Source organism: Olivibacter sitiensis DSM 17696 (genome assembly GCF_000427965.1).
Lineage (GTDB): Bacteria > Bacteroidota > Bacteroidia > Sphingobacteriales > Sphingobacteriaceae > Olivibacter > Olivibacter sitiensis.
On sequence record NZ_ATZA01000090.1, the window covers coordinates 1 to 3,651 of the forward strand.

Here is a 3,651-nt window from a genome sequence, read left to right on the forward strand (position 1 = left end):
AGCATCATACAAGTACATTTAGTTGTGGTAAACCAAAGTTCTTGGTTTTGATGCTTACTTTTTATCTTTAATTAACCCGCAACTTGGGTTAATTACTAAAAATGAAAAAGTTTTCGATATATAGTTTTGGTGTCTGCTTCGGATTGCTTTTTGGCATATCCAGTTGTAAAAAAGACAAAGAATTTCTGACCGAAACCCCACCCACATTTTATACGTTGGACAACGCATTTAGTACATCGGCACAAGTCGATCAGGTTTTGATTTCTATTTATTCACACTACCGCGACTTATGGGCCAATCCGAATGGAGATAATTGGATTTTGACATTACGGGGCTATGGATCCGATATGTTTGACGTAGCCAGTATTCGGAGAGGAGATTCATTTAATAATTACGGCAATATCAACCCAGATCATACGACATTTTACAATGCGTACAGTACATGGTATCAAGTCATTGCTAGGGCAAATCTGGCCATATATGGCGCTGAACTGGAACACATTTCATGGCCTTCGGATGGAGAGAAAGTATATGCGCTAGCTCAGGCAAGATTTTTCAGGGCATTTGCTTACCTCAATCTGGGCGAATTATTTGGTGGCGTGCCCATTGTCACGGAAATCTCAACGGAACCTAAATACGATTTTGTTCGCACAACCCGAGTAGAGACATACCAATTTGTCATAGACGAACTGCTGGCGATAGAAAATGATTTGCCGGAGACTACCACTATTGGCGGACGCCTGGTGAGGGGCGCGGCACAACATATGCTGTCCAGAGCATATCTAGCTCAAGGCATACAGTTATCTGCAGATGGCGGCGCGGCGCAGTCGGCATTTGCTCAGTCTATAGTCTACGCTGATAAAGTAATTGATGGAGGTACATATGGCCTGATGAAATCACGTTTTGGCTCACGTAAAGACGAAGACCAGGGGAATGTGTACTGGGATCTGTTTCAGGAAAATAATGTGGATTATCAAGATGGGAATACAGAATGTATTTGGGCATTACAGATCGATTACGCCGCTTATAAAGCGGAAGATGGTAAATCGAAATTACAGTATCCTCGAATGTACGGTCCGGTTTTTCGTGATGGCGCTGCAGCCCACCTGACGGGAGCACTGGAAGATGTGGGCGGAAGAGGGATTGCTCAGATGATTCCGACGATGTATACGCGTGATGAAATATATGCCGGCAAGTGGGGCGATGATATGCGGAATTCTGATATTGTTTTTCGCCGTACATTTATTGGTAATGTTCCCTCGTCTCCCTATTATAAACAGCCAGTACCCTGGGATGTGATTTACAAGGGAAGCAATGATGAAGTCACCAATAAAGCCAATCAAAGTTTATGTTATCCTGTATCCTGTAAAATCGCTACAGACCGATTTACCGGATTGGAAGATGGGGAAAACATGAGCAATCTCTTCCGCGACGACTATTTCATCCGTCTGTCCGAAACTATTTTGCAGCGGGCAGAGGCCAAACAAAGATTGGGGGATAAGGCAGGTGCAGCGGCAGATATTAACTTGCTACGTGAACGAGCACAATGTAGTTATCTGGTTACCGCAGCTGATGTCGATGACCAATTCGACCTCATTCTGGACGAGCGTGCACGGGAACTGATATACGAAGAAAGCCGTTGGAATACCTTATTGCGCATGGGTGGTACTATAGCGGTAGACCGTATTCGTGCACATGCCTTTTGGCCAGAGGCACAGGCGACATTAACGTTTAACTATAACCTGTGGCCGATTCCTAATACAATTATTGACACAAACAAGGATGCGCCACTGGAACAAAACGAAGGATGGCAAAATAGGTAATCCGTATTCACTGGATAACCGTTAGTATATAATCGTTCAAAATATCATAACTTTAAAGTGTAATGCATAAACGTGTCGTCATATTCCTCTTTTTTTTTCTCATTGCGATTGTCTGTGATGCCCAAAACATCAACCGTGCGCAGGTTATACACCGGCACGATATATATCAAAACAGCGCTGACACGCTATCTTCCCTGACATTAGGAAATGGCGCCTTTGCGTTCACAGCTGATATTACAGGGTTGCAAACATTCTATAAGGAGTACGCGCAAGGAGTTCCACTTGGAACCCAGTCGGAATGGGGGTGGCATTCTTTTCCGAATGGTAAAAACCTGACAATCGATCAAACCTACAAATACTATGATCTGTTTCAGAAAAAAGGAGTGTCCTACTCGGTACAATCGAAAGAAGCAAAAGACGCTGTCGAATATTTTCGTGTCAATCCGCACAGACTGCAATTGGGCAATGTTGGGTTTGTTTTTTTGATGAAGGATGGAGATACGGCGACATTAAAAGATATAAAGAATATAAAGCAGCGTCTCGATCTTTATACGGGCATATTGGAAAGCCGATTTACGGTAGATGATGAACTGGTCCAAGTAATCACCTTTGCCAATCAGGACGCAGATGGTATTTCTTTTTCGGTGGAATCCCCGTTGGTAAAACTGCGTCGACTTTTTGTCCGGGTTGCATTTCCATATCCCACTGGGGCATTTACCGATGTAGGTGATCATTTTTCCGAAGACGTGTCGCATCAATCCGTTTACAATGGCAACAAAGGTAACAGCGGCTATTTCAAACATAGCCTGGATACGACAACCTATTACATAAACGCAAACTGGAATCAAAAAATTTCTATGGACTCGACAAGGAAAAATTTCTTCATTGTCAAGCCAATAGGGAGCTCCAATGTATTTAAAGCCAATTTGGTTTTTAGTCCGATTGAAAAAAAAAATAAGGCAACTTTTGAAAAAATAAAAAATAATAACAGAACGGCGTGGAAAGAATTTTGGGAGTCTGGGGGAGCCATCGATTTTTCAGGAAGCACGGATAAGAGGGCGTTTGAATTGGAGCGTCGCATCATTCTTTCTCAATACCTGACCAAAGCACAGGGGGCGGGTTCATATCCTCCTCAGGAAACAGGGCTTACCTATAACAGCTGGTATGGTAAGCCTCATCTGGAAATGTATTGGTGGCATGCCGCACATTTCGCGCTGTGGGGACGACCCGAGTTGTTGGAAAAAAGTTTTGACTGGTTTGTCACTGTGGCCGACAAAGCAAAAGCCATTGCCCAGCGGCAAGGTTTTGAAGGCATTCGTTGGCAGAAGATGACAGATCCAGGGGGTAATGAATCGCCGGCCTCGGTAGGCAACTTCCTGATATGGCAGCAACCGCATTTTATATATCTTGCAGAGCTGCTGTATAGGACAAAGGAAGAGAAGCAGCCTATTCTTGATAAGTACAAAGAATGGGTGTACGAAACGGCTGATTTCATGGCGTCGTTTGCTGTGTATGACTCGTTGACAAAGTGCTATAATTTGGGCAAAGGATTGATTCCCGCACAGGAGTGTTTTAATCCTATGGAAACCTATAATCCGCCGTACGAGCTGGCATACTGGAGCTGGGCATTACAAGTTGCTCAGGAATGGCGAGAAAGAAGTGGGCTACCACGAAAGAAGAAATGGGACGATGTCATCAACAATTTAGCACCCTTGCCGCAGAAAGACGGTTTATATCTAGGGTCTGCTGAAAAACTCTATTCGTTTTGTTAACCAATGAATTATAGTTATTTTTAGGTTGTCAAGTGCAAGGATTTATGAAAAAAGCA

2 protein-coding genes are annotated in these 3,651 nt (G+C 43.5%); both read left to right on the plus strand.

From position 1 onward, the window contains the following. Nucleotides 1-101 precede the first annotated feature (101 nt). Nucleotides 102-1,823, plus strand: a complete 1,722-nt coding sequence (locus A37S_RS0122285) for a RagB/SusD family nutrient uptake outer membrane protein (protein WP_028298855.1) — start codon at nucleotides 102-104, stop codon at nucleotides 1,821-1,823. A 62-nt stretch (nucleotides 1,824-1,885) separates the two neighbouring features. Then, nucleotides 1,886-3,595, plus strand: coding sequence for a hypothetical protein (locus A37S_RS25815; protein WP_051293398.1), 1,710 nt, complete (start codon nucleotides 1,886-1,888; stop codon nucleotides 3,593-3,595). Nucleotides 3,596-3,651: the final 56 nt, after the last annotated feature.